Raw genomic sequence first — 25,215 nt, 5'->3', positions numbered from 1 at the left:
GTGAACAGACGTCATCTCCTGCGCGCCGCCGGCATCGCGGGCATCACCGGCGCGGCAGTCGGCGGCTTCGGGTCGTCCGCGCAGGCCGCCGCGCGGGCCGAGCCGGTCGACGTGGCCAATGCCACCACACCGCAGGATTTCGGCGCCGTCGCCGACGGTGTCGCCGACGACACCGGGCCCATCCAGAAGGCCATCGACGCGCAGCGGGAGCGGAAGAACAAGATCGTCTACTTTCCGCCGGGCACGTATCGCATCACCAAGACGGTGGTCGTGCCCGACGTGGAGAGCGCGGGTGACGGGCACTTCAACCGACTCGTCCTCGCCGGGGCGGGCACCATGGGATCGCGGACCTCGATCATCGACGTCGATTTCGACGGGACGGCGATGGAGGTACAGGCCCCGCTGGCGGCGGTTCGCGGCCTTGCCTTCGTAGCGCCGCCGAGCCTGAAGAAGACGGTCGGCCTGCGCATCAACCGGGACCCCGGGGCCGTGCCGCCGAACACCGACGATATGGACGCGACGGTCACCGAGTGCACGTTCATCGAGTTCTACACCGCGGTGCGGCAGGTGGGGCGCGGTCTGGTCTTCACCAACAACCTGGTCGCGGTCGGTGATGTGGGCCTGGAGATCTCGTGGCCGACGTCAGGGGTCGGCGGCGACGGCGTGCATGTGCTGCCGTACGGGATGCGCAAGTGGCTCATCGAGGGTAATCACTTCCACAGCATGGGCACGGCGATCATCACCAGCGGCGCGGACGCCCACAACTTCCGCGGCGCGGTGATCGCGAACAACATCCTCGACATCGGCAAGCGGCTGTTCTCCGGCAGCATCATCAACTCGACCTTCGCCGGAAACGTCGTCGAGAACGGCACCGGCGGCGCGATCGTCTCCGTCACCACCGGCGGTACGAACCTCACCTTCACGGGCAACATCCTCGGCGGCGGCGACCCCGGCGGCGGCGCCCGCCCGCCGCATGCGATCGAGTTCCGGCCCGAGGCGAAGGCTCAGCACGTCACCATCACCGGCAACGGCTTCAACTGGATCGAGGGGTCGCCGGTCTACTTCGGCGGGCCGGCCTCCGAGGTCACGGTCTCCGCCAACACCTTCGAGAACTGGAACCTCCTCAAGGAGGAGCGCTGGAGCGCGCTCCGGATCAACGGCGACGTGGCCGGGGTCGCGGTCATGGGCAACGCCTTCGGAGACAACCCGGTCGAGACGTCACCGCCGGTGCGTGTGATCGGGAAGCTGACCGGGTCCACGATCGTCGGGAACACCTTCGAGAACACGGCCGGTGTGCTGTACGCCGAGACGGTCGGCGACGGGAACTACATCGAGCGCCGCGGCCCGGGCGCCAACAAGCACGAGCTCACCGCGTCGAAGAACGCCGCCCTCGTCGTACGGGCCACCACCACAGGCACCCCCGACGTCGGCTCCGACGCGTACGGCAGCTTCGTCGCCGCATCGGACCAGGCGGCGGGCGCGGGCCCCGGAGTGAAGGGCGGCGTACGGGTCGTGCCGGCCAATGAATCCGGCGCCGCGGCCGTCGAACTGCTGTGCGCGACGAACAGCACCAACGGCGTCGCGGCGCTGCGGGTGGACATCAACGGACTCGTCCCGACCGCCGACAACGCCCGCGACGTCGGCTCGGCGGAGAAGCGGGTGCGCACGGTCTACGCCCACAGCCTGCAGCTGGCGACAGTGGCGGCCGCCGACCTGCCCGAGCCGAAGGCCGGCGCGGTGGCCATGGTGCACGACGCGGCCGACAACCCCGTGCTGGCGATCTCGGACGGCAAGGGCTGGCGCCATCTGCCGCTGGGCGCCCGGATCTGACCGCCGACTCTTCATCAGACACCCGAGGAAGTAATCACCCGTGAGACTGGCCAGTTATCTATTCGAGGGCTCCGAGCGATGGGGGTTCGTCGCCATCGAGCCCTCCGACGGCACGGCGTGGGTCCTCGAACCCGCCCGGGCCGAGGCCTTTCTCACGAAGTATGCGTCGATCCCGTCGTCCGGCCTCGTGGCCACGCGTCCCCGCTGGCTCGGGGACGCGTGGCCGGCCACGCTGGCGGAGTTCCTGGCCCTCGAGGACGCGGGCATGGAGGCGCTGTCGCGGCTGGCCGGGTATGTCGAGCGGTTCGTGACCCAGACCGACGCGACGCTCCTCCCGCGGGCCGGGCACCCCGTCGCCGAGGTCGAGCTGCTCGCCCCCATCCCGCGGCCGCGCCTCTACTGGGGCCTGGTCACCAACTCCCCGTCGTTCGTCCGCAACAACCCGAACATCGGCAGCCTGAACCTGTTCCCGCTGGGCCACCAGCGCCCGCAGGGAGCGGCCATCGGCCCCGGTACCCCGGTGACGATGAAGCACGACCACCACCTGCCGCACATGGCGTACAACGTCGAGCTCGCGATCGTCATCGGCAAGCCCGGCCGCTACATCCCCCTCGACCGCGCCATGGACCACGTCGCCGGCTACACCGTGGTGAACGACGTCTCCGGCAGCTACTACTACCGCGCGGTCCCCGGTAACGCCGGCAACGGCTACGGCCTCCCGGCCCGCTACAACGACTGGCTCTACCAGGCCACCGCCTCCTGGGGCGGCAAGAAGGCCGACACCCTGTGCCCGATGGGCCCGTACCTGGTCACGAAGGACGAGGTGGCGGACCCGTACAACCTCCTCATGTACACCCGCCAGTCCGGCCGGACCCGCGACCGCGCGCACACCGCGGCGACGCTGATGGGGATCGAGCGGGTCATCCACTGGTACTCGTCGTTCGCCTCGCTGGAGCCCGGCGATGTGATCCACTTCGGCACGATGGGCGTCGACGGCCTGCCGGTCCTCCGGGACGACGCGGCCGACCCGGAGACGCGGCTGGAGGTCGAGATCGAGCATGTCGGCACCCTGGTGAACCCGGTCCGGATCGCCGACGGGAGCGAGCGCCCGCGCGTGCCGATGGAGTCCCATCCCTCGTACGCCATCCGGGAGGTGGCCGCGTCGGACGCGCGCGTGCTGGAGTCGCCGGGGGAGTGGACGGTGGGAGGGGCACGCCACTTCTATACGTCGTTCGGCAACGACCGGTCGGCGGAGGATGGTCTCGCCCAGCTTGAGGTGCCGCGCTTCCTGAACGGTCCGGCCAGGTCCCTCACCGCGGGTGGCTCTGTCGTCGAAATCCCGCCGCGCGCGGGCGACATCGTCGTGAGCATCGAGCTGGCCACTGTGGTCCGCGAGCTGGCGGCCGACGTCGAGGACGGCCGCTCGGCCATCCTCGGCTACGCACCCCTCATCTCACTCTGCGACCTCTCCTTCGCCGACGCCGTAGTCGAGCCGGCGCGGCTCGGCGAGCGCGGGATTCCCGCGGTTTACGGGAGGTGGGCGGACGGCTTCAATGTCGTCGGTGAGCTGGTGGCGGGCCGCGACTGGAGCGGCCGGGCCATGTCGCTGGAGATCGGCGGCCAGGTGGTCCACGGCAATACGTCGCAGTACATCGCGGGACCGGACGAGCTGATCACGACGATCTCCAGCATGATCACCCTGTTCCCCGGGGATGTGATTACGCTCGGCCGGAGCGTCGCGCACCTCCGCGTCTCCCGGGAGGCGTACGAGAACGGCCTGGTGGTCCGCGGCGCGATCGAAGGCCTCGGCGCGGTCGAGGCGGAGCTCGTACCGAAGGAGCGGCATGGCGGGCAATGACCGGAGCGGGCAGCCGACCCGGGCGATCCTGGTCTTCTTCGACACTCTGAACCGGCGCTTCCTGCCCCCGTACGGCAATGACTGGGTGCACGCTCCCAACTTCCGCCGCCTCGCCGAGCGCAGCGCGACCTTCGGCAACTGCTACGGCGGTTCGATGCCCTGCATCCCCGCCCGCCGGGAACTGCACACCGGCCGCTACAACTTCCTGCACCGCAGCTGGGGCCCGCTGGAGCCGTTCGACGACTCGATGCCGCGGCTGCTGGGCGAGCACGGCATCCACTCCCACTTGGCCACCGACCACCAGCACTACGTCGAGGACGGCGGGGCGACCTACCACACCCGCTACTCCACCTGGGAGTTCTTCCGCGGCCAGGAGGGCGACCCGTGGAAGGGCCAGCTCGCAGAGCCGGACATCCCCGAGGCGGCGCGGCTGCAGCGCAACGCGCTCTGGCGGCAGGACTGGATCAACCGCGGCCACCTCGAACGCGAGGAGGACCACCCGCAGTCGCGCACCTTCGAGGCCGGCCTGGACTTCATCGAGACGAACCACGCCCAGGAGAACTGGTTCCTGCAGATCGAGACCTTCGATCCGCACGAGCCCTTCTACACGTACAAGCAGTACAAGGACCTCTACCCGCACGCCTACGACGGCCCGCACCTCGACTGGCCGGAGTACAAGCGCACCACCGAGCGCCCGCAGGCAGTGGAGCACGTCCGCTACGAATACGCCGCGCTGCTGAGCATGTGCGACGGCTCCCTGGGCCGGGTGCTGGACGCCATGGACGCCCACGGGATGTGGGACGACACGATGCTCATCGTCGGCACCGACCACGGCTTCCTGCTCGGCGAGCACGGCTGGTGGGGCAAGAACATCCAGCCCTGGTACGACGAGAACATCCACACCCCGCTGTTCGTCTGGGACCCGCGCACCGGCGTCCGCGGCGAGCGCCGCGACAGCCTCGTGCAGACCATCGACCTCGCCCCGACGCTGCTGGAGTACTTCGGCGTCGACCGGCCGCCGGACATGCAGGGCGCACCCTTGCGCGAGACGACCGCGAGCGATGCGCCGGTGCGCGAGGCTGCGCTCTTCGGCTCGTTCGGCGGCCACGTCAATGTCACGGACGGCCGCTACGTCTACATGCGCGCGAGCGCGAGCGCGGACAACGCACCGCTCTACGAGTACACGCTGATGCCCACGCGCATGAGGGGCCACGTATCGGCGAAGGAGCTGTGCGAGGCCGAGCTCGACGCCCCGTTCTCCTTCACCAAGGACTGCCCGGTCCTGCGGATCCCCGCCCACGGGCAGCGCAACACCCACCACCACGGCTCACTCCTCTTCGACCTCGAAGCCGACCCCCGGCAGGAAACCCCGCTCCTCGACGACGAGCTGGAGCTGCGGATGGCGCGGCTGATGGCCGCCCTGATGCGCGCCAATGACGCCCCGGCCGACCAGTTCCAGCGGCTGGGCCTCCCGGTGGCGGGCGAGATCGGCCGCGAGCATCTCCTCGTACGCGTACAACACGAGGCGGCGGAACGCGCCGCCGCGGCCCTCCCCGCCGAGGACGAGCTGCCCCAGGGCCGCATCGACCCGCGCAGCCCCCTGTCCACGCTCCTCGCGGAACCGGCGGCGGCCGCAGCCATCGAAAAGGCGGTCCCCGGCCTGCTCAGCAACCCGCGGCTGGCCACCCTCGGCCACATCACTCTGCGCGACTTGGCCGCCCTGGCGCCTGCGGTACTGGACGCCGCTCGCCTCCGCACCGTCGCCGCGGCGCTCGCGGCGGTGCCCTAGTGCGGAGTGCGTAGCGCCAGCACGTCCGCGTAGGAGAGGGCGGTGAGGTCCGGCGGGCGGCCGTCGCGGATGGCGGTTGCGGTGGTGATGGCCGCGGTCAGGGCGGTGCGGTAGAGGAGCGAGCCGAGGCTGATGCGGCGTACGCCCAGGGCGGTCAGGTCGGGGATGGGCGGGCCGGTCGGGGAGTACAGGATGTTCAGGGGTGTGGTGAGGGTGGACGTCAGGGTGGCGATTGTGGCCGGATCTGTCAGGCCCGGCACGAAGACGCCGTCCGCCCCCGCCTGTTCGTAGAGCGCTAGGCGATTTTCCGTCTCCGGCTGCCCGGTGGTGAGCCAGTGCGTGTCCGTGCGGGCGTTCACGAAGAGCGCCGGGGCGGCGGTCTTGGCGGCGGTGATCTTTGCGGCGTGCAGGTCGGCGGGGGTGAGGGTGCCGTCCGGGCGGCCGTCTTCGAGGTTGATGCCGGAGGCGCCTGCGGTGTGCAGCTTGCGGGCCAGTTCGGCGACTTCTGCCGGGTCGTCGCTGAAGCCGCCCTCCGCGTCCACGGAGAACAGCAGCCCGTCCTGCCCGAGCCGCTCCGCCAGCGCCAGCGTCGCGGCGGCAGTCGCGCCGCCCCCGTCCGGCAGCCCGGCGGCCGCCGCCACGCCCAGGCTGGTGGTGCCGATCGCCGCGAAGCCCTCCGCCGCCAGGGCCGCCGCGGAGGCGTGGTCCCAGGCGTTGGGCAGCAGGAGCGGGGTGGGCTGGTGGTGCAGGCGGGCGAAGGCGGTCTGCGGCGGGTACGTCATGGGACTGACGCTACGGCCGGGATGGTTGGGTGCCCGCCGAAACGTGCCGACGGCGGGCGGCGCCCACGCCTGCCGCCGCACGCCGCGGGTGGGTCAGCGGCGGGCCCGACGTCGGCGCCGGAGCAGCACCGTGAGGCCGCCCGCCGCCGCGAGTCCGGCGGCGACCGCGAGTGCCGTGGCCGTGTCGTCGTCGCCGGTGTCGGGCAAGGGCGTGGGCCCGGGGGAGTCGGTGGCGGTCGGCGTCGGGCCGGGGGTGGGGTTGGTCGTGCTGGTCGGCGACTCCGTAGGAGTCTCCGTCGGGCCCGGCGAATCCGTCGGCGAATCGGTCGGGCCCGGCGAATCCGTCGGCGAGTCAGTAGGGCTCGGCTGCGGCTGCGCCGGACGCACCACCACCGTGACCCGGCCCGTATCGCACAGCGCCGGGTCCCCGTCGTCGCAGGCGATCACCGTGAAGGTGTCTGTCCCCGTGTAGCCGTCATCCGGCGTGTACGTGAACGTGCCGTCAGCCGCCACCTCCACGGTGCCGTGCTCGGGTTCCGCGCCGAGCCGCGCGGTGACCTCGTCGCCCTCCGGGTCCTCGATCGACACCGCGCTGGACACCGGGGTGTCCTCGCGGGTGATCAGATTGCGGTCGCCGACCTCCGGCGGATGGTTGGCGGCCGTCACGAGGATCGTGGCCGTCGCCTCCGCGCAGACGTCGGGGGCGTTCGGGCTGCAGATGCGGTACGTGAAGGCATCCGTGCCGGTGAAGTCGGCGTCGGGGGTGTAGACGAAGGTGCCGTCCGGGTTCTGGGTGAGGGTGCCGTGCTCGGGCGGGGTGACGACCGTCGGCGCGGTGGCCTCGCCGCGGTCGTTGGCCGCGGTGTCGATCGTGACCGGGGTGCCCGACTCCGTGCCGGCGGAGTCGTTCGCGGCGATGGGGCTGACCGTGATCGTCAGGGTCGCCCGGGTGCACAGCTTGGGGGTGCCGTTGTCGCAGACCTGCACGGTGTACGAGGCGCGGCCGGTGAAGTTCTCCGCCGGGGTGAAGAGGTAGACGCCGTTGGGAGCGAGGGTCAGCGTGCCGCGCGCGTCGGTCCCCAGGAGTGCGCCTTGCGGAGCGTCCGGGAGGGAGAAGGTGAGGGTCTGCCCGGTGTCCGGGTCGCTCGCGACCAGCCGACCCGCCACCCGGTGGTCGACGCGGGTCCTGGCGGTCTGGTCGGCCATCACCGGTGGGTTGTTGGCCGGGACCCGGTCCGTGACGGTCGTATCCACCTGGGCGTCGGACGCGGTGCCGTCGTTGTTGGACTTGTCCGGGTCCGTGGCGGTGGTACGGCCCGCGGCCGTGTCGTGCAGGGTGCCGGCTTCGGCGGCCGTGCCGGTCACCTCGTAGTTGACCGCGTCCCCGGCGGCGATATCGCCGGCCTGCCAGGTGACGGTGGTGCCGGAGACGGTGCCGCCGTCGGAGGCGGTGACGTCGGTGAGGCCGGCCGGGAGGGTGTCAGTGACGGTGACGTCGGTGGCCGGGCCGGGGCCGAGGTTGGCCGCGGTGACGGTGTACGTGACCTTGTCGCCCGTACTCACCGCGGCCGGTCCCGTCTTGTACACGTACAGGTCGGCGCTGGTGGTGAAGGGAGACGCGCAGCCCGCGGGGGAGGAGTCCGCGTCCACGGTCACCTCGGCCCGCTCGGTGTTCGTGACCGTGCCGCCGGCCGTATCGAAGATGCCGCCGCTGGTCTGGGTGGTGTCGTAGAAGGCGATGGGGTCGCTCGCCGAGTCGCCGGAGAAGGTGGCCTGGTTGACCGTATTTCCCGTGAAGCGATAGCCGCCGAAGCCCTGGATCGTGCCGCTGTTGGTGAAGTTGGCGCCGCCGATGCGGCCGCCGGTGGTCTGGGTGAGGGTGCCGCTGTTGTTGAGGTAGTCGGAGCCCAGGGTGATGACGCCGGAGTTCTGCGCGGTGCCGGCCGCCGCCCAGCCGGCGGACACCTTGATGACGCAGGAGTTGAAGGTCGAGGAGCCGGGTTGTGAGTTCAGGTGATTGGCGATGGTGATGCGGCCGGAGTTGTCCAGCTCCCCGTACAGGCTCACGCCGCTGCTGGGCAGGTCCAGCTTGCCGGTGTTGAGCACGGCGGCGTCCGGGGCGACCGTGAGGCTCCCGGCGACGGCGGTGCCGGCGTTACGGAACTGCGAGCTGTCGGCGAGGGCCAGCGCGCCGGCGAACTCCATGGTGGCCCCGGCGCGGTTGACCACCATAGTGGTGCCGTTGGCGTTCAGCCCGTCCGCCTTGACGGTGCCCGCGTTGTCCAGCCGGAAGCCGCTCGCGCTGCTCAAGTACGGAAGCTTCGCCTGGCCCTCGACGACCAGCGTGCCTGCGGGCTGGTTGACGTACGAGGGGGAGAAGGTGGCGTCGGTGGCGACGCACAGCACCGCGCCCTGCGGGAAGGCGCTGACGCCGCCGGTGTACGAGCCGCTCTGCAGCAGCAGCGTCTCCCCGCTGGTGAGGGTGAGGGAGGCGGAGGAGCCCCCGGACAGCGTCCGGGTGGGCTGGTCGCAGTCGGCCGGTGCGGCCACGGACGCGGGCGCGGTGCCCGCCGCGGCGGCCGCGGCGACGGCCACGAGCAGCGACAGCAGGACAGCGATGGGGCGACGCACAGCAGGCTCCGGCATCGAGCGGGGACGCATTCGCGCCGACGCTAGGCCGCGGCCCGGGCGCCTCCTCGTACGCCACTCGCCCCGCCCCCGCGAACTTCCCCCGAACGGCCCGGGCCCTCACCCCAGCAGCCGCTGCTCCTTCGCCACCGCCACCGCGCCCGCGCGCGTGTCCACGCCGAGCTTGTCGTAGATCCGGCCCAGGTGGGTCTTGACCGTGGCCTCGCTGATGAAGAGGGCGCGGGCGATGTCGCGGTTGCCGAGGCCCTGGGCGAGCTGGGCGAGGATGTCGCGTTCGCGGTCGGTGAGGGTGGGCTGCGGGCTGCGCATCCGGGCCATGACGCGGCCCGCGACCGGGGGCGACAGCGCCGTACGGCCCTCCGCCGCCGCGTGGATCGCCGCGAAGAGCTCGTCCGGGCGCTCCGCCTTCAGCAGGTACCCCGTCGCGCCCGCCTCGATGGCGCGGGTGATGTCGGCGTCCGTGTCGTATGTCGTCAGGACCAGGACGTGGGTGTCCGGGTGCGCGGCCGTGATCTGCCGGGTGGCCTCGACGCCGTCGATGCCGGCGCCCAGTTGCAGGTCCATCAGCACGACGTCGGCGTTCCGCTGCGCCGCGAGCGCGACCGCCTCCTCGCCGGTGCCGGCCTCGCCGACGACATCGACGTCGGGGGCGCTGTCCAGCAGCGCGAGCAGGCCCGCGCGGACCACGGCGTGGTCGTCGCAGAGGATGAGGCGGATGGGCTTCGCGGCGGTGGCGTTCACGGGTGCTCCGGCTGCTGGTGGGCGGATGGCGGCACTTCTGGACTCGGCGCGGTCAGCGGGATCGACACCGACAGCACCGTGCCCTGGCCCGGGGCCGACTCTACGGTCACCGTGCCGCCGAGCTGGCGTGCCCGCGCGCGGATCGCGGGCAGGCCGTGGCCGCGCTGCGGTCCCGGCGGCCCGGCGGACTCCGGCGCGAAGCCGCGGCCGTCGTCCGCGATGTCGACGACCACCTGATCGTCGAGGTGGGTGAGGGTGACCGCGGCGTTACGGGCCCCGGCGTGCTCGCGGACGTTGGCGAGGGCGCCCTGCGTGATGCGCAGCAGCGCCGCCTGCACCCCGGCGGGCAGCCCGGCGCCGCTGCCTGCGGCGGGCACGTCGCCGGGAACACCGCCGGGCACCTCGGCCGGAACTTCGGCGTGGAAACGTACCGCCGTCGCCCCCGCCGCCGACTCCCGCTCGACCAGCGCCCGCAGCGCCTCGCTCAGCCCACCGCCCGCTGCCTCGGCCTCCGCGAGGCCCGCCGGGGCGAGGTCGTGCACGAAGCGGCGGGCCTCGGAGAGGCCGCGCTCGGTGAAGGCGCCCGCGGTACGGATATGGGCGCGGGCCTTGGCCGGGTCCGTATCCCACATCCGGTCGGCGGCCTGCAGCAGCATGCGCTGGCTGGACAGGGACTGGGCGAGGGTGTCGTGGATCTCCATCGACAGGCGCTGGCGTTCGGCGAGGGTGCCCTCGCGGCGCTCGGTCGCGGCCAGCTCGCGGCGGGTGCGGATGAGATCGTGGATGAGGGTGCGCTGGCGCTCCGCCTGCCGCTCCATGTGTACGAAGACGGCGGTGGCGAGGGCGGCGACGGCGGGCGGGGCGAGGAGAAGATTCGGGTCGAAGCTCTTGGCGAGCTGCATCTGGGCGCCGACGACGAACGCCGTCAGCAGCCCCACGAGGACCAGCGCGCCGCGCATCGGCAGCGTGCGCAGCCCGGTGTAGAACAGCGGCACCGCGCACCAGGCGAAGCTCGGCGCCAGCAGCACCAGCACGACCCACACGCCGACGACGAGCGCCAGCCAGAGCAGCCGCCGGGCTGTGGCGCGCGTGGGCCCGCCGCCGAGTGCGGGGCCGAGCGCGTAGAGCAGCGCGAGGGTGGCGGACAGGGCGATGATCCACGGGGTGCGGAGCTCGCCCGGGTGCCGGATCAGGAAGCGCGCGAGGGCGCCGCCGAGCAGCAGGAAGAACGCTACGTGGATGACGGCCGCGAGCCAGCTGGTGTCGGGGTCGGGGCGGCCGAGGGTGTCGGCGGGATCGGCGTGGTGGTCCGGTGTCATGTCTTCCCGCTGTCGTCCGGCGAAAAGGCGGTAAAAGGGCGTACCCCCCATGCTGCGCCACCTTGTCCCGGCCGGGGTCAGCCGATCGGATGACCCGCCGGTCGACCGTCCCGCTCGCCGCTTGCAGCCGGTACGTCGACGGGTCGGCGAAGGTTCCCGCACCAGGATTGAGCGCAGACCACAGCATCCATCCGATCAGCTACGGAGTCAGCAGTGCGGAAGATCAAGAACATGAGCAAGCGCGCCCGCATCACCGCCGGCGGCGCCGTTCTCGCCGCCGTCGCGGTCGGCACCGTCGGCGCCGTCTCCGCCTCCGCCGGCGCCCCGGACGCCGCCGCGAAGGCCCCGGTCCAGGCGGCCGCCGCGGACAGCAACCTGACGACCTCCACGCACCTGAGCACCGCCGCCGCCACCAAGGCCGCGAACGCCGCTCTGGACGCGGCGAAGAAGGAGAACCAGAAGGTCTCCGTCGCCGTCGTGGACCGCAACGGCAACACCATCCTGACCCTCCGCGGCGACGGTGCGGGCCCGCAGTCGTACGAGTCGGCCGAGAAGAAGGCGTACACCGCCGTCTCCTGGAACGCCCCGACCTCCGAGCTCACCAAGCGCCTGGAGCAGGCCCCGACGCTGAAGGACATCCCCGGCACCCTCTTCCTCGCCGGCGGCGCGCCGGTGAAGGCCGACGAGGCCCCGATCGCGGGCATCGGCGTCGCGGGCGCCCCGTCCGGCGACCTGGACGAGAAGTTCGCCCAGGCGGGCGTGGCGGCGCTGGCGCAGTAAGCGCCGGGAGACCGGCAGTTGCAGGGGGTCTGGGGGCATCGCCCGCAGACCCCCTGCCTACGCGCGCGTGAGCTCGCAGCTGTCCACGGTCCAGGCCCGCGCCTGCTCGCTCAGCGACAGCCCCAGGCCCGCCCGCGAGGGCACCAGCATCCGGCCGTCCGCGATCTCCATCCGCTCCTCGAAGAGCGGCTCCAGCCACTCGAAGTGTTCCACCCACGTCGCGTGCGGGTACGCCGCCGCCAGGTGCAGGTGCAGCTCCATCGCGAAGTGCGGGGCCAGCTGCAGGCCCCGGTGCTCGGCGAGCGCGGCCACCTTCAGGAACTGCGTGATCCCGCCGACCCGCGGCGCGTCCGGCTGGATGATGTCGCAGGCCCGGCCCTCGATCAGCGCGATGTGCTCCGCGGCGCCCGCGAGCATCTCGCCGGTCGCGACCGGCGTGTCCAGTGCGGCGGCGAGCGCCGCGTGGCCCTCGGTGTCGTACGCGTCGAGGGGCTCCTCGATCCAGGTCAGCCCGAACGACTCCATCGCCCGGCCGACGCGCAGCGCCGTGGTGCGGTCCCACTGCTGGTTGGCGTCCACCATCAGCGGCACCTCGTCGCCGAGGTGGGAGCGTACGGCCTCCAGCCGCTTGAGGTCCGCCGCGGTGTCCGGCTGGCCGACCTTGATCTTGATGCCGCCGATGCCGCGCTCCAGGGAGGCGGTGGCGTTGGCGCAGACCTCGTCGATGGGGGTGTGGAGGAAGCCGCCGGAGGTGTTGTAGCAGCGGACCGAGTCGCGGTGGGCGCCGAGGAGTTTGGCGAGCGGGAGGTTCGCGCGGCGGGCCTTGAGGTCCCACAGGGCGACGTCGAGCGCGGCGATGGCCTGGGTGGCGAGGCCCGTACGGCCGACGGAGGCGCCGGACCAGACCAGCTTCGTCCACAGCCGCCCGATGTCGCTGGGGTCCTCGCCGAGCAGGTCGCCGGCGACCTCCTGCGCGTGGGCGTACTGGCCGCGCCCGCCCGCGCGCTTGGAGTAGCTGAAGCCGAGCCCCTCGTGCCCGTCCTCGGTGGTTATCTCGGCGAAGAGCATCGCCACCTCGGTCATCGGCCGCTGCCGGCCCGTCAGCACCTTGGCGTCGCTGATGGGCGTCGCCAGCGGGAGCGTGACGGAGGAGAGTCGGATGCGGCTGATGCGATCGGGCATGGAAACTCTCCTGTGCATATATGTGAACCGGGGTTGCGTATCTGAATCATGACTAGGCAACCATGGTGAGTCAGGAGAGGGCAAGGGTGCGTCGGCGAACCCGCCGGTCAGCGCGTCAGCGCAAGCCGTGCCGCCGCGCCGTGAGCCGCAGCATCGTCTCCCGCGGGATGAACCGCCGCAGTGTGAAGACCAGCGGCGCATTGCTCCCCACCGCGTACAGCGCCCGCGGCCGCCCGGCCTCGATGGCCTTCAGTACGGTCGCGGCCACCCGCTCCGCCGAGACCCCGCTCTCCTCGTTCGCGTTGAGCGCGGCGAGCATGGTGTCGTATTCGCCCCGGTACGGGGAGTCCGCCGCCACGTACTGCGTGCGCCGCCCGCTGATCCCGGTCGCGATCGAACCCGGCTCCACGGCCGTGACCCCGACCCCGTACTTGGCCACCTCGCCCCGTGCGGCGAACGCGAAGCCCTTGATGGCCGCCTTGGAGGCGACATACGAGGAGCGGTACGCGAGCGGGAAGCTCGCCAGCATCGAGCCGACCATCACCACCCGCCCGTAGCCGCGCTCGCGCATGCCCGGCAGCAGCAGCTGGGTGAGGCGGACGGCGCCGAAGACATTGGTCTGGAAGAGCCGGCGGACCGCGTCGGGCGGCAGCTCCTCGATCGGGCCGCTCTGGCTCTCGCCCGCGTTATTGACCAGGATGTCCACTTTGCCCGCCGCCGCGGCGCAGGCTTCGAGGCTCGCGTCGTCGGTGAGGTCGAGCGGGAGGTAGGTTACGCCGGGCACCGGCTCGGCGACCTTCTCCGGGTCGCGGCTGGTCCCGTACACCGTGTGTCCGCGCTGCACGAGGGCGGCGGCGACGGCGGCACCGATGCCGGAAGAGGCGCCGGTGATGAGGGCGGTCCTGGGCATGTGATTACCTCCCGGTAGGTGGGCGGCAGCCTAATCGCTGCGGGGGTGCACGCCGAGGGCCGCGGGCAGTTGGCCCGCCTCGTAAGTGAATGTCCGTTTTGGGGAGTTCAGGACCAAAGTCGTGACAAGGGTCACTCTGACGAGGTCCGGCGCGGTGGCGCCTTTCCCAGTTTCCCGTCCGTAAGCGGGAGTTGAGCGCGCGCCGCATACCTGTCAATGGTCCTTTCGCGGGGAATCCGGGCGGCGTGAATTGTTTCTTTGAATTCGAGGCTTGTCTCCCTTACGGGTCTCTGCCTAGGGTCGGCGACCAGCCGGACGGACCGCCTAATCCTGCCGCCGCCCGGTACCCGACCAAACACCGCTCACGGCAGGAGCGGGGGAACCAGGTAAGTCGCCGGTCCGGCCATCGGAATGAAACGGCCAGGAACGGCTTGGGGTGAAGTCGCCGAACGGCGGCCGGGCAGCTCCAGCCCGAACCCGACAGCTCACCTCGTAGGCGCCGGAGAGGAATTCGTCATGCCCGCAAAGGGAAAGCACCGCCGTCCCAAGAAGAGTTCGATCGGCCGCGGCATAGCCGTGGCCGGCACCAGCGCCACCGCCCTGGCCCTGCCGCTGATCGGCGCCAATGTCGCGGGCGCCGCGGAAAAGTCCGCCCCGGCCGCTGCCCCCGAGCGCGCCGTGGCCAAGGCCGCCGCGGCCGCGCCGCAGGCGGGCACCGCCACCACCTACGCGGTGGCCAAGGGTGATTCGCTGTCCACCATCGCCCACGAGCACGACGTGGACGGCGGCTGGAAGGCGCTGTACGAGGACAACAAGAAGGCCATCGGCGACAACCCGCGCGTTATCCGCCCGGGCCAGAAGCTGACCGTCGACGGCGCGAAGAAGGCCGCCGAGCCCAAGGCCGACAAGACGTCCGCAAAGCCCGCCGCGGCAAAGCAGGCGAGCTACCCCGACAACCTCGACGGCTGGATCAACGAGGCCCTCTCCATCATGAAGGAGAAGGGAATCCCCGGCTCGTACGACGGAATTCACCGCAACATCATGCGTGAGTCCGGCGGCGACCCGAACGCGCAGAACGGCTGGGACATCAACGCCCAGAACGGCACCCCGTCCAAGGGTCTGCTCCAGGTAATCCAGCCGACCTTCGACGCGTATCACGTCGACGGCACCTCGACCAGCCTCACCGATCCGGTGGCGAACATCGTGGCCGCGAGCAATTACGCGGCCGACCGGTATGGCTCGATCGACAATGTGAACGGTCCGTACTGAGTGATCCGGTAGGGGCGTAGAGACCTGTAGAGACCAAGAGGCGGACGGCTGTTGCTCGGGGGCAGTCGTCCGCCTCTTCGTTTGTCCGGTTACTTGTGTTTGGTTACTTGCGCAGCCAGAAGCTCGTCCGCTCCAGCCACAGCGCCAGCAGCTCCGTATCGCCGTGCGTCTCCAGGTCCGCGATCCTGCGGCGGCCGTACAGCAGCAGCTGCAGGTCGCCGAGCGGGGCGCGCACCGCGACCGCGGCCTTGGTGTGCGTCCGCCGCCAGTACGGCAGTTCGCCGGTGAGGTCGACATACCACTCGGCGGGGTCGTCGCCGCCGGCCGGGTCCGTGCCGTGCAGATGGAGGGTGCGGCCCGGGCCGAGGAGCGGCGGCGCGTCCGCCGGGGCCGCCTCCAGGACGCGGGGGAGGGCGGCGAAGCCCATCCACTCGTCCACCGCGTCCTGCGCCATCACCGGGTCCGCGGCGAACGGGACTTGGGTGGCGAAGGCGGCGTCCGCGGCGTGCACGGTCGTCTCATGCGTCATCCGGCGGGCCCAGAACAGGGCGGTGCCACCCGGCGCGACGGTCCACAGCGGCGCGTCGGGCCCGGCCTCCCGCAGCGCGTCGGTGAGCTGCGCGGCGCCCTCGTCGACCCACTGGTCCAGGGCGGCGGGCGCGGCCGCGCCGCCGGGCGCCGCGACGTCGTAGGTGGCGTCATGGCCGACCGGACCGGTGGCCCGGGTCCGTACGACCTCCGCCGCCCAGCGATGGGTGCCGCCCACATGCCGGGCGAGCTCGATGAGGGTCCAGCCGGGGCAGTCCGGCACCTCGGCCGCGGCGGGGTCGCCGAGCTTCAGCGCGGCCCGCAATGCGTCGGCGCGGGAACGGATTTCGGTGCAGTACGCCTCAAAGCTCACGTCAGTCACGGGTCCACGGTAACCAGACCGACCGACATCGGGAGCTAAGCGGCCTCGGGGAGACGGCTCAGCGCGCGCAGCGGAACCCGATGTTGCCGCCCGAGCTGTCCGGCTCATTGCTGCTGCGGGCGGCGACGCGGTAGCGGTTGCAGTACGAGCGGTGGCACATGTACGAGCCGCCCCGCATGATCCGCGAGGTGCCGGAGGGCGGCCCGGCGGGGTTGCGGCGCGGTGCGCCCTCCTGCGCGTGCCAGTCCGGGCTGAACCAGTCGGCGCACCACTCCCACACGTTGCCCGAGACGTTGTACAGCCCGAAGCCGTTGGGCTCGTACGCGTCCACCGGGGCCGTGCCGAGGTGGCCGTCCTCGCCGGTGTTTTTTGTTGGGAAAGTTCCCTGCCAGATATTGCAGCGGTGCTCGCCGTCCGGCGTCAGCTCGTCGCCCCACGGGTAGCGCGCGCCGGCCAGGCCGCCGCGGGCCGCGTACTCCCACTCGGCCTCGGTCGGCAGCCGCAGTCCGGCCCAGTGCGCGTACGCCTCCGCGTCGGCCCACGACACATGCACCACGGGGTGGTCGGCGCGCTCGCCGACATCCGACCCGGGCCCCTCCGGATGCCGCCAGTCCGCGCCCGGGACGCCGCACCACCACGGCGTCTGCTCGGGGCGGCGGGCGGTCCGCCGCAGCTCGGCGGGCAGGAAGCGGGCGAAGACATAGCTCCAGCCGAAGCGCTCGGCCTCGGTGGCGTACCCGGTGGTGTCGGCGAAGTCGGCGAAGCGAGCGTTGGTCACCGCATGGGTGTCGATCTCGAACGGCGCCACGTGCACCTCACGCACCGGCCCCTCGCCGTCGGCGGGGAAGCCCTCGGCGTCGTCCGTACCCATGAGGAAGCTGCCGCCGGGGATGGCGGTGAGGGCGGCGGTGTGGCGGGACGGGCCGCCGAGCGGGGCGGGCGGGGCCTGGACGACCCGCGTGGCGGCGGGGGCCGCGAGCGGCACCGGTTCCGGGCTGGCTTCGCCGCCGTTACGTCCAGGTGCGCAGCATGCGCCGCCGTGCTCACTCATGGCTCGACGCTATGTCGTGCGGTGATCGACGTCCAGGCCCGCTCAGCCCAGCATCCGCTCGGCCACCTCGAACCCCGGCTCCCGCACCACGTACCGCGTGATCCCCCACCGGCTCCGGTCCCGCTCGATCTTCGCCCGGATCTCCGCCTCGGTCCCGATCCAGGCGTACGGCGAGGCCAGCAGCACCTCGGCGGTGCAGTCGAGCCGCCCGGCGAGCTCCGCCGCCGCGGCCTCGGCGTCGTCCGTCAGCTCCACGAAGTGCACCAGCGCCTCGAGTTCCGGCGGCGCCTCGCGGTCCGCCGCCCGCTCGGCGCCCTCGGCGACCAGCGCGAGCTGCTCGTCCACGTCGGTCTCGGCGATGCGCGTGCTGTGCTTGTGGCCGTCGGGGAGCGTGCGGCCGAGGCCGCTGAGCGCGACCGCGTCGGCGTGCTCGCCGGCCCAGCGCAGCAGCGCGGAGTTGCCGCCGCCGAACACGAACGGCACCTGATCCTGCACCGGCCGCGGCCCGTCGAGCCGCGCCTTACGCGCGTGCACCTCGGGCCCGTCGAGCGTGACCTCACCCCCGGCGAGCAGCGTCCTGGTCGCCTCCGCCACGGCAAGGAACCGCCGCACCCGCCCCGCCACATCGGGGCGGCTCGACCCGAGCATCTCCCACTCCGCGGGGGTGTGCCCAGCGCCGAGCGCCAGCCGGGCCCGGCCGCCGGAGACGACGTCGAGGGTGGCGACGTCGCTCGCCAGCAGGAGGGGTTCGCGGATGCCCGCATGCGACACGTACGCCCCGAGCCCGAGCCGCGAGGTGACCGCCGCGGCGGCGGCCAGCGCCACGTAGGGCGACGCGACCGCGCCCGGGTGATCGGCGGCGAGCAGCGCGTCGAATCCGGCGTCCTCGGCGCGCCGGGCGAGGGCGGCCCAGGAGGCGGCGTCCTTGGGCTGGGCCTGGAGGGAGATGGTGGGGGAGGTGGTTGGTGCCATGCCTCGAAGTTAGCGATCCGATGCCCGCAGGTCACGACGCTCTGCTCAGAGCCGAGACGTTGCCGGCGGCGCGTGGGGGCTGTGGATAACTGGCTCTTCGCAGTTGAGGGTGTAGTCCGGTCGACGCGTCGGTGGCCGGGTAGGGGTCGAGGTCTCCCGAGGATTGAGGTGACTATGATCTCGGGCTCGAAGTGCTCGGGCAGCGGTTGGAGCCCGATCGGGCGATTCTCCGGTGCCGGGTTGTCGAGCCCGACAGATGGTGTCGTCGCTGCGGATGCCAGGGCGCGGCCAGGGACACGGTGGTCCGCCGGTTGGCGCACGAGCCGTTCGGGTGGCGGCCCACGGTGTTGGAGGTCAGCCTCCGCCGATACCGGCGCACCGGGTGGAAGCCCTGGTGTGCCAACACCTGAGTGTCGCCCGCGTCGCCGACGCTCTGGGAGTCTCGTGGAACACCGCCAACGACGCGGTCCTGGCCGGGGCCGCCGGGTCCTGATCGACGATCCGCACCGCTTCGACGACGTGCAGGTCATCGGCGTGGACGAGCACGTCTGGCGGCACACCCGGCGTGGCGACAAGTACGTGACCGTGATCATCGACCCGACGCCGATCCGCGACGGCACCGGGCCGGCGCGGCTTCTGGACATGGTCGCCGGCCGCTCCAAACAGGCGTTCAAGGCCTGGCTCGCCGAACGGGACAAGTCCTGGCGCGACAATATCGAGGTCGTCGCGATGGACGGGTTCACCGGGTTCAAGACCGCCACCACCGAAGAGCTACCCGAGGCTGTGCCGGTGCTGGACCCCTTCCACGTCGTCCGTCTGGCAGGCGACGCCCTGCATCTACCAGCGGATGATCGCCGCCTACCGTGAGACCGACCGACCCCGGGGCCGCGAGCTGATGAGGCAGTTGATCGAGTCGATCAGCCGAGGCGTCCCCAGCCCGTTCAGCGAGATCATCACGCTCGGGCGCACCCTGACCAAGCGCGCCGCCGACGTGCTCGCCTACTTCGACCGGCCCGGCACATCCAACGGCCCCACCGAAGCGATCAACGGCCGCCTCGAACACCTCCGCGGCTCCGCCCTCGGCTTCCGCAACCTGACGAACTACATCGCCAGATCACCACTCGAGACAGGCGGCTTCCGACCCCAACTACACCCTCGATTGTGAAGAGCCGGATAACTTCGGGGGTGTCGGGGGTGCGGCGATAGCCTGGAAGGGGCGTGGCCCCCGGGAGGGCGGGGACTGTTCCGGTGGTGCGGATCACAGCCCGGCGTGGGCGCACGGTGGGATCATCGCCGGGTGATTTCCCAGTCAGACCGAGCCGGTGACTCGCCCGCCGCCACCGCTCTCACACCTGCCCCCTTTGACGTGGTCGCCGAGGCCGAGGGTGCGCATGGCGCTCCTGTCAGGCTGCGCGGACCCGCCGCCTCCGCCGCGGCCTCGGACCCAGCCGCCCCCATGGTCCTCGTCTCGCCCGCCATGGGCACCCCCGCCCGCTTCTACGCACCGCTCGCCGCCGAGTTGTCCCGTACGGGCCTCATGCCGCTGCTCTTCGACCAGCGCGGCCAGGGCGAACGCGCCAGCGGTGCGGGGCGTTTCGGCTATGCCGAGATGCTGGCCGACCTCGACGCGGCGGTGGGCGCGGCCCGAACCGCCTTCCCCGATGCGCCGCTCGCCGTCCTCGGGCACAGCCTGGGCGGTCAGCTCGCGCTGCTGCAGGCCGCTCAGGGCGCCCACCGCGGTACCGCGGCTCCGGATGCGGTGGCGGTCGTGGCCGCGGGGTCGGTGTGGTACCGCAGTTTCGGCGCCGTCCGTGGTCTCGGTGTGCTGGCCGGCAGCCAGAGCGCGGCCATGCTCGCCACGGTGCTGGGTCGGTGGCCGGGTGACCTGTTCGGCTTCGGCGGCCGGCAGCCGGCGCGGGTGATGCGGGACTGGGCGCGGCAGTCGCGTACCGGGCGATACCAGCTGCCCGAACTGGCCGCGAGCGGCGGCGCGGTGGACTACGACGCGCTGCTGGCCCGGCTGCGGCTGCCGGTGCTGGCGGTGGGAGTGGCGGGCGACCGCCTGGCGCCGCCCGGTGCCGTACACCACCTGTGCGGCAAGGTCCCGCGGGCGGCCCTGGAGGAGTGGCGCTACACCGCCTCGAAGGCGGGCGGCAGCCGCCTCGACCACTTCCGCTGGGTACGGCACGGCGAGGGCCTCGCCGCGTACTTGGCGGACTGGCTCGGCCGCAATGGGCGACCGCTGGGGGAGACCGCCTGAGCGGTTACCCGCTGGGGGAGACTGCCTGACCAGGGCAGTCCCTCACTCCCCCGCGACCGCCGCCTCCAGATCCGCCACCGGCCGGAACGCCTGCATCAACCCCGCCGCCCGCAGAATCCGCAGCGTCAGCGGATGCGTGCAGACCAGCCGCACCTCCCCGCCGCGCTCCTCGGCGCGGGTACGGGCCCGGCACAGCAGCCGCAGCCCCGAGCAGTCGAGGAAGGTGACCTGGCGCAGGTCGATGGCGATCTGCGGGGCATGGCCCCCGGTGGCCATGTCGATGTGCGGCTGCAGCCTGGGCAGCGCGGCGAGGTCTATCTCGCCGCGCAACTCCAGCACGGTGAACCCGCGGAGCGGATACGTCCGCAATAACTCCGAGGACTCGGGGGCCGGTCTGCCGGTGCCGCTCTGCCGGCCGGGGGCGCCTGCTTGCATGACCTCTCGCGCCCCCCTCGCGGCGTGAAGACTGGTCCGGTGGCCGCCTTGGTCCGGGGCGGCGCCGCGATCACCGTAGTGCGCAATCCCCAACCCTTGACAAGACTGAAGCGGACACGATCCCCCCAGTCTCACCCGATGGTGTGAACGCGGGCCTGATCGCTTGACATTGATCTTGAGTGCGGAGATGTCCGCTGTTACGCGCACGTGTGCTGGTATGGGACGGTCGGCAGGGCAACAGGTCGACGGTCGCGGTGTACGACGCCTACCGCTGCGGGTGACTCACCCCTTCCCGGGCGGTGTGCCGCAGCTGGGGCCGCCCGGGCCGTCGAACTGGAGGGAGCTGAAGAAGGACTGGTAGTCGGGGAAGAAGTTGCCCTTGCCGCTGGGGCCCGAGGAGGTCACCGCCGTGCAGCCGGTGTAGTTGGCGCCCTCGAAGAGGTGGATGGTGGAGGCGGTGCGGTTCCAGTCGGAGCGGGCGCGGTCGTCCATGCCGAGGGGGGCGAGGTCGGGGGTGTTGGCCTTCAGGGTGATCATGTCGCCGGTGCCGTCGAGGCCGGAGAACATGCAGTAGTAGCCGGCGGGGCAGCGGTCGTACCCCTCGGCGGCGTGCGCCGGGGTCATCGGCACCAGGGCTGCCGCGGCGGCGGCAATCGGCACGGCGACGGCGCGCAACACATTCCTCATCAAGGCTCCTCGAGCTCAAGATCTCGTCGTGGACGCGTAGAAGATAGCCCGGTTTGCGCGGAAGTGGCGGCGTTACGGGAAAGCGTCATTGGTCGCACCGTTGACGGCAGTTGCGCGCGCCGCGTCAGCCCTCCACGAGCCGGGCCAGGCCGCTGACCATCAGGTCGAGGCCGAACTCGAAGCGCTCGTCCCCGACGTCGCGCGTGAGCTCCGCCGCCAGCGCCCGGGTCGTGGGGAAGTCCGCCTCCGGCAGCGAGGCGAAGTAGTCCCGCACCTTTCCCGTGTACTCCTCCCGGAGCTTCGAGCGCTCCGGCTCCGCTACGTGTCCCATCCGCTGTTCGCGCGCGGCGTCGTCGACGACGACGGCCACCAGGTAGAGCGCCAGCGAGTCCACGGCGTACGCGATCGTCTGCGGCGGCAGGCCGCCGGCCCGCAGGACGGCGAGCATTGTCTCGGTGTTGATCAGTGAGTTGGGGCCGAGCGGGACCTGGTCGGCGGCGCGGGCCAGGTCGCGGTGGGCGGCCAGCTGGGCACGGGCGGCGCGGATGACCTCCTTGATCTGCTCTTGCCAGCGCTCCGGGTCGGGCTCCGGACGCGGGAGGCCCGCCTGGGCGCGGTCGAGGAGGAGCTGCAGCAGCTCGTCCTTGTTGCGGACGTGCGCATAGAGGGACGCCGGGCCGGTGTCCAGGGCCTGTGCGACGCGGCGCATCGAGAGCGCGTCGATGCCTTCCGCGTCCACGATCCGCATCGCGGCGTCCACGATCGCCGCCTGGCTGAGCGTCCGCCGCGGCGGCCCGGACTTCTTCTTCGGCTGGCCCCAGGGGGGCGGGGGGACCGTCGTCATGCGAACACCGTACTTGACAGGAACGGCGTTCGTAAGTAGAACAGTGTTCGTAAATGCACGAACAGCGTTCGCCTTGCTCCTGGAAAGGACAACCCGTGACGACCACGGAATCCACGCCCGCCGCACCTCCCGTGACGGATACGGGCCCCGCCCCCCGCGCCCACCGCCTCCGCTGGTTCGGCCTCGCCGTGATCCTCGCCGTCGAGATCATGGACCTGCTGGACGCGATGATCGTCAGCATCGCCGCCCCGTCCATCCGCGCCGACTTCGGCGGCGGCTCGACGATGATCCAGTGGACGACCGCCGGCTACACCCTCGCCTTCGCAATCCTGATGATCACCGGAGCCCGGCTCGGCGACATCTTCGGCCGCCGCCGGCTCTTCCTGATCGGCACCCTCGGCTTCACGCTCTGCTCGGCGCTGTGCGCCGCCGCCGTGAACTCCGAGATGCTCATCGCCTCCCGCATCGCCCAGGGCGCGGTCGCCGCGCTGGTGGTGCCGCAGGGATTCGGGCTGATCAAGGAGATGTTCCCGCCGAAGGAGATGGGCGGTGCCTTCGCCGTCTTCGGCCCGGTCATGGGCCTGTCCGCGGTCGGCGGGCCGGTGCTCGGCGGCTGGCTGACCGGCGCCGACCTCTTCGGCCTCGGCTGGCGCTCGATCTTCCTGATCAACGTCCCGCTCGGCCTCTTCGCCCTGCTCGCCGCGGGCCGCGTCCTGCCCGCGGGCCGTACGGCCGCCACCACCCGCCTCGACCTGCGCGGCTCCGCGCTCGTCGGCCTCGGCGTGCTGCTGCTGATCTTCCCGCTGGTGCAGGGCCACGAGCTCGGCTGGCCCGCCTGGACGTACGTGTCGATGGCCGCCGCGCTCCCCGTGCTGGCCGGCTTCGCCTGGTACCAGCGCCGGCTGCGCGCCCGCGGCGGCTCCCCGCTGATCGAGCCCAGCCTGTTCCGTAACCGCGCCTTCGTCTCGGCGCTCGGCGTCGGCACGCTGATCTTCGCGGGCATGTCGGGCCTGATGCTGATCTTCACCCTCTATCTGCAGATGGGCCTCGGCTTCTCGCCGATGCACGCGGGCACGACCGTGATTCCGTGGGCGCTCGGCATGTCGATTGCGGCAGCCGCTTCCGGGATCAAGCTGGGGGAGAAGTACGGGCGTTACGGGCTGCAGGTGGGGCTGGTCGTCGCCGCTGCGGGCATCGGCTGGCTGGTGCTGACCGTGCATGCCGCGGGTGCGGAGGTGTCCTCGTGGCAGCTGGCTCCGGCGCTGCTGGTCACCGGGCTCGGGCTCGGCCTGGGCATGGGCCCGTTCTTCGACATCGCCCTGGCCGGGGTCACGGACGAGGAGACCGGCTCGGCCTCCGGCGTCATGAACGCCAACCAGCAGCTCGGCGCCTCGGTCGGCGTCGCGGTCCTGGGCACGGTCTTCTTCGAGACGGCGTCGGGCCACGACTTCACGGGCGCGGCCCAGTGGACGATGGGGGTCGCGGCGGTGGCGCTGGTGCTCGCGTCGGCGGCGGTGTTCCTGCTGCCTCGCAAGGCGCGGGAAGGGGGCGGGCATTGAGTGACGGGCCGCCGCCTGTCCCGGCCCCCCTCCGGTCGGGACAGGCGGTGGCGCGTGCCCTCAGCGCCTCAGCGCCTCAGCGCCGCCTCGACCGCTCGATGAGGCCGAGATCCTCCGCGGTGCCCTCGCCGATCACCCGCGAGTAGGCCCCCGACGCCCACATCCGCCCATGCCCCGCCGGGGCCAGGCCGTTCACGAAATACCCGTGCGTGTCGCCGGGCGCCGCCGCCCCCGGCACCTTCTTCCAGCCGCGCTTGTCGTGCCGCCAGAACACCGGCGGGTCCTCGAAGCCGTTCTCGTCACCGGAGAGCCACACCCGCCCGCGGCCGTCGCCGCTGACCGCCTGCGGCCCCAAGTCGGCCACCGGGCCGGTGGCATCCGTCCACGAACGCCCGTCCCAGTGCAGCACCTTCGGCTCGTAGCCATCCTCCAGCGACGACACAAACCCGGCCGCCCACACGCTGCGCGCGGACTCGGCGTACACGCTGGTCAGCCGCAACCCCTGGTCGGAACGCGGCAGCTCGACGTCCTTCCAGCTGCGCCCGTCCCAGTGCATCACCAGCGGCGGCAGGTTGACCCCGGGCAGGTTGTACGAGCCCACGGCCCAGGCGTCGCGCGCCGAGCGGGCATGGATGCTCGCGATGTCGTGGTCCGCGCCCGTGTCGGTCGCGCTCCAGCGCCCGTTCTCGTACGTGCTGATCCAGCGCCCGCCGGCCAGCCAGGCCTTGCCGGGTACGGCGGCCAGCTTGTGGAAGTTGTGCCAGCCGTCGTCGGGCAGCCGCGGGAGCTGGGTGTCCTGCCAGCGGCGCCCGTCGTAGTGCGCCGCGACTTCACCCTCCTGATCCCAGCCGTAGGCCCAGACGTCGCGGGCCGACGCCGCGCTGACGGTGTTCCAGTTGCCGGTGCGGGGCAGCCCTGGCGTGGTGTCCTCGGCCCAGCGGTGGCCGTCCCAGCGCAGCATGACGCTCCGGGCGACGCCATCGGGGCGGACGAGGCCTGCCGCCCACGCGGCGCCGCCCCGGGCGGAGGTGATGGAGCTCAGATGGTCGACGCGTGGGTCGTCGCCGGTGACGGAGACCTCCCAGGCGGGCGTCGTCGTGGCGGCTGCCGCGGGCGTGGCCACGGCGGCGGGCACGGCGAGTAAGGCCGCCGCGGCAAGTGCGGTCAGGTGTCCGGATCTCATGGTGAGCGGAAGTCCTCTCCCTGGAAGGGCTGGTGCTCGGAAGACCGGCTGACGAGGCGGATAGTTGTCCCGAATTATTGTCTTTCGCCCGCTCGTTGAACGGGGGAAACCACGCGGCCGCCCAGCGTTAACGAACGCCAAGGAGCCGCCGCGGTTGTACAACCGTGGGCCGGTGGCGGCGACCGCGATTGCCTTCCGTGGCTGG

Annotated in this window: 20 protein-coding genes, 1 pseudogene and 1 riboswitch; of the genes and pseudogenes, 8 read left to right on the top strand and 13 right to left on the bottom strand. The window is 72.0% G+C overall.

Annotation, left to right across the window (positions count from 1 at the left end; translation table 11 throughout):
• The 3 genes from ACNNMR_RS12825 to ACNNMR_RS12815 are packed head-to-tail and all read left to right on the top strand — an operon-like array spanning position 1 to position 5,477.
• Entirely contained in the window at positions 1 to 1,830 is a 1,830-nt protein-coding gene (locus ACNNMR_RS12825; RefSeq protein ID WP_419994711.1) for a glycosyl hydrolase family 28-related protein, read from the top strand.
• 40 nt (positions 1,831 to 1,870) lie between these two features.
• On the top strand, positions 1,871 to 3,688 hold the full coding sequence (locus tag ACNNMR_RS12820; protein ID WP_419994710.1) for a fumarylacetoacetate hydrolase family protein: 1,818 nt from the start codon (positions 1,871 to 1,873) through the stop codon (positions 3,686 to 3,688).
• On the top strand, positions 3,675 to 5,477 hold the full coding sequence (locus ACNNMR_RS12815; RefSeq protein WP_419994709.1) for a sulfatase: 1,803 nt from the start codon (positions 3,675 to 3,677) through the stop codon (positions 5,475 to 5,477). Before ACNNMR_RS12820 ends, ACNNMR_RS12815 begins: the two co-directional genes overlap by 14 nt.
• Here ACNNMR_RS12815 and ACNNMR_RS12810 read toward each other — a convergent pair.
• The 4 genes from ACNNMR_RS12810 to ACNNMR_RS12795 form a co-directional block, all read right to left on the bottom strand.
• Positions 5,474 to 6,259: an isocitrate lyase/PEP mutase family protein gene (locus ACNNMR_RS12810; RefSeq protein WP_419994708.1), complete on the bottom strand. Its 786-nt coding sequence runs from the start codon at positions 6,257 to 6,259 to the stop codon at positions 5,474 to 5,476. The genes ACNNMR_RS12815 and ACNNMR_RS12810 overlap by 4 nt on opposite strands.
• 93 nt (positions 6,260 to 6,352) lie before the next feature.
• Positions 6,353 to 8,890 carry an Ig-like domain-containing protein gene (locus ACNNMR_RS12805; protein WP_419994707.1) on the bottom strand — a complete coding sequence of 846 codons (2,538 nt, stop codon included), beginning with the start codon at positions 8,888 to 8,890 and terminating at the stop codon, positions 6,353 to 6,355.
• A 117-nt stretch (positions 8,891 to 9,007) separates the two neighbouring features.
• Positions 9,008 to 9,676, bottom strand: a complete 669-nt coding sequence (locus ACNNMR_RS12800; protein ID WP_420000344.1) for a response regulator — start codon at positions 9,674 to 9,676, stop codon at positions 9,008 to 9,010.
• The gene (locus tag ACNNMR_RS12795; RefSeq protein WP_419994706.1) at positions 9,646 to 10,968 is read right to left on the bottom strand and encodes a sensor histidine kinase; all 1,323 of its coding nucleotides are present in this window, start codon (positions 10,966 to 10,968) and stop codon (positions 9,646 to 9,648) included. Before ACNNMR_RS12795 ends, ACNNMR_RS12800 begins: the two co-directional genes overlap by 31 nt.
• Before the next feature lie 222 nt (positions 10,969 to 11,190).
• On the opposite strand from ACNNMR_RS12795, the gene ACNNMR_RS12790 reads away from it, so the two are divergent.
• Positions 11,191 to 11,748, top strand: coding sequence for a GlcG/HbpS family heme-binding protein (locus ACNNMR_RS12790; protein ID WP_420000343.1), 558 nt, complete (start codon positions 11,191 to 11,193; stop codon positions 11,746 to 11,748).
• A 57-nt stretch (positions 11,749 to 11,805) separates the two neighbouring features.
• Here ACNNMR_RS12790 and ACNNMR_RS12785 read toward each other — a convergent pair whose 3' ends face one another.
• Together ACNNMR_RS12785 and ACNNMR_RS12780 are read right to left on the bottom strand one after the other, a co-directional pair.
• Positions 11,806 to 12,930 (bottom strand): L-talarate/galactarate dehydratase, encoded by a 1,125-nt coding sequence (locus tag ACNNMR_RS12785; protein ID WP_419994705.1) that lies wholly within the window; start codon positions 12,928 to 12,930, stop codon positions 11,806 to 11,808.
• Positions 12,931 to 13,045: 115 nt separating this feature from the next.
• Positions 13,046 to 13,840, bottom strand: a complete 795-nt coding sequence (locus tag ACNNMR_RS12780) for an SDR family oxidoreductase (RefSeq protein WP_419994704.1) — start codon at positions 13,838 to 13,840, stop codon at positions 13,046 to 13,048.
• Between the two features lie 349 nt (positions 13,841 to 14,189).
• Positions 14,190 to 14,352, top strand: a riboswitch (cyclic di-AMP (ydaO/yuaA leader).
• 4 nt (positions 14,353 to 14,356) lie between these two features.
• On the opposite strand from ACNNMR_RS12780, the gene ACNNMR_RS12775 reads away from it, so the two are divergent.
• Positions 14,357 to 15,109, top strand: coding sequence for a transglycosylase SLT domain-containing protein (locus ACNNMR_RS12775; RefSeq protein WP_419994703.1), 753 nt, complete (start codon positions 14,357 to 14,359; stop codon positions 15,107 to 15,109).
• Between the two features lie 103 nt (positions 15,110 to 15,212).
• Here ACNNMR_RS12775 and ACNNMR_RS12770 read toward each other — a convergent pair whose 3' ends face one another.
• Genes ACNNMR_RS12770 through ACNNMR_RS12760 form a run of 3 tightly spaced genes read right to left on the bottom strand, consistent with a single transcriptional unit; the run spans position 15,213 to position 18,042 of the window.
• Complete coding sequence (locus ACNNMR_RS12770; protein ID WP_419994702.1) at positions 15,213 to 16,019, bottom strand: maleylpyruvate isomerase family mycothiol-dependent enzyme; 807 nt, start codon at positions 16,017 to 16,019, stop codon at positions 15,213 to 15,215.
• A 58-nt stretch (positions 16,020 to 16,077) separates the two neighbouring features.
• Complete coding sequence (locus ACNNMR_RS12765; protein ID WP_419994701.1) at positions 16,078 to 17,070, bottom strand: formylglycine-generating enzyme family protein; 993 nt, start codon at positions 17,068 to 17,070, stop codon at positions 16,078 to 16,080.
• 42 nt (positions 17,071 to 17,112) lie between these two features.
• Positions 17,113 to 18,042 (bottom strand): LLM class flavin-dependent oxidoreductase, encoded by a 930-nt coding sequence (locus ACNNMR_RS12760; protein ID WP_419994700.1) that lies wholly within the window; start codon positions 18,040 to 18,042, stop codon positions 17,113 to 17,115.
• A gap of 176 nt (positions 18,043 to 18,218) precedes the next feature.
• Here ACNNMR_RS12760 and ACNNMR_RS12755 point away from each other — a divergent pair.
• Both ACNNMR_RS12755 and ACNNMR_RS12750 read left to right on the top strand, forming a co-directional pair.
• A pseudogene (locus ACNNMR_RS12755) lies at positions 18,219 to 19,207 on the top strand (transposase); the annotation flags it as partial.
• Between the two features lie 132 nt (positions 19,208 to 19,339).
• Positions 19,340 to 20,302 carry an alpha/beta fold hydrolase gene (locus ACNNMR_RS12750; protein ID WP_419994699.1) on the top strand — a complete coding sequence of 321 codons (963 nt, stop codon included), beginning with the start codon at positions 19,340 to 19,342 and terminating at the stop codon, positions 20,300 to 20,302.
• Positions 20,303 to 20,344: 42 nt separating this feature from the next.
• Here ACNNMR_RS12750 and ACNNMR_RS12745 read toward each other — a convergent pair whose 3' ends face one another.
• The 3 genes from ACNNMR_RS12745 to ACNNMR_RS12735 form a co-directional block, all read right to left on the bottom strand.
• On the bottom strand, positions 20,345 to 20,737 hold the full coding sequence (locus ACNNMR_RS12745; RefSeq protein WP_419994698.1) for an STAS domain-containing protein: 393 nt from the start codon (positions 20,735 to 20,737) through the stop codon (positions 20,345 to 20,347).
• A 282-nt stretch (positions 20,738 to 21,019) separates the two neighbouring features.
• Positions 21,020 to 21,424 (bottom strand): peptidase inhibitor family I36 protein, encoded by a 405-nt coding sequence (locus tag ACNNMR_RS12740; protein WP_419994697.1) that lies wholly within the window; start codon positions 21,422 to 21,424, stop codon positions 21,020 to 21,022.
• A gap of 124 nt (positions 21,425 to 21,548) precedes the next feature.
• Positions 21,549 to 22,268, bottom strand: a complete 720-nt coding sequence (locus ACNNMR_RS12735) for a TetR/AcrR family transcriptional regulator (protein ID WP_419994696.1) — start codon at positions 22,266 to 22,268, stop codon at positions 21,549 to 21,551.
• Positions 22,269 to 22,363: 95 nt separating this feature from the next.
• On the opposite strand from ACNNMR_RS12735, the gene ACNNMR_RS12730 reads away from it, so the two are divergent.
• Positions 22,364 to 23,827 carry a DHA2 family efflux MFS transporter permease subunit gene (locus ACNNMR_RS12730; protein WP_419994695.1) on the top strand — a complete coding sequence of 488 codons (1,464 nt, stop codon included), beginning with the start codon at positions 22,364 to 22,366 and terminating at the stop codon, positions 23,825 to 23,827.
• A gap of 76 nt (positions 23,828 to 23,903) precedes the next feature.
• On the opposite strand, the gene ACNNMR_RS12725 is transcribed toward ACNNMR_RS12730, so the two are convergent.
• Positions 23,904 to 25,010: a hypothetical protein gene (locus ACNNMR_RS12725; protein ID WP_419994694.1), complete on the bottom strand. Its 1,107-nt coding sequence runs from the start codon at positions 25,008 to 25,010 to the stop codon at positions 23,904 to 23,906.
• Between the last annotated feature and the right edge of the window lie 205 nt (positions 25,011 to 25,215).

This window comes from Streptomyces boninensis (genome assembly GCF_048572725.1).
In the GTDB taxonomy this organism is placed as follows: Bacteria; Actinomycetota; Actinomycetes; order Streptomycetales; family Streptomycetaceae; genus Streptomyces; species Streptomyces boninensis.
Note: the sequence above shows the minus strand (reverse complement) of the source record. Positions and strands in the feature narration are given on the sequence as shown.